Raw genomic sequence first — 238 nt, 5'->3', positions numbered from 1 at the left:
TTTCGGGGTAGGCTCGGATTCCAACGTGCTGATCGACGCGGCCGAAGAGCTGCGCCTGCTCGAATACGGGCAGCGCCAGCAGCTGCGTGGGCGCAACGTGCTCGCGCCGCAGGAAGGCGTTTCCAGCGGACGCTGGCAGTTTAAACAGTCGCTGCAGGGCGCAGCGCAGGCATTGGGCGTCACCACTTGCCTGCAGCCCGGTGCGCCGGCCGACGTGGTGTAACTGGATCCGCAGCAC

Annotated in this window: 1 pseudogene; it reads left to right on the top strand. The window is 66.8% G+C overall.

The features are described 5' to 3' along the window. Positions 1 to 220 (top strand): annotated as a pseudogene (locus ACQG3P_RS23085) (formimidoylglutamate deiminase); the annotation flags it as partial. Positions 221 to 238 lie beyond the last annotated feature (18 nt).

The sequence above is a fragment of the Stenotrophomonas sp. SrG genome (assembly GCF_050031795.1).
Classification (GTDB): domain Bacteria; phylum Pseudomonadota; class Gammaproteobacteria; order Xanthomonadales; family Xanthomonadaceae; genus Stenotrophomonas; species Stenotrophomonas rhizophila_A.
This window is presented reverse-complemented; position numbering and strand designations above follow the sequence as displayed.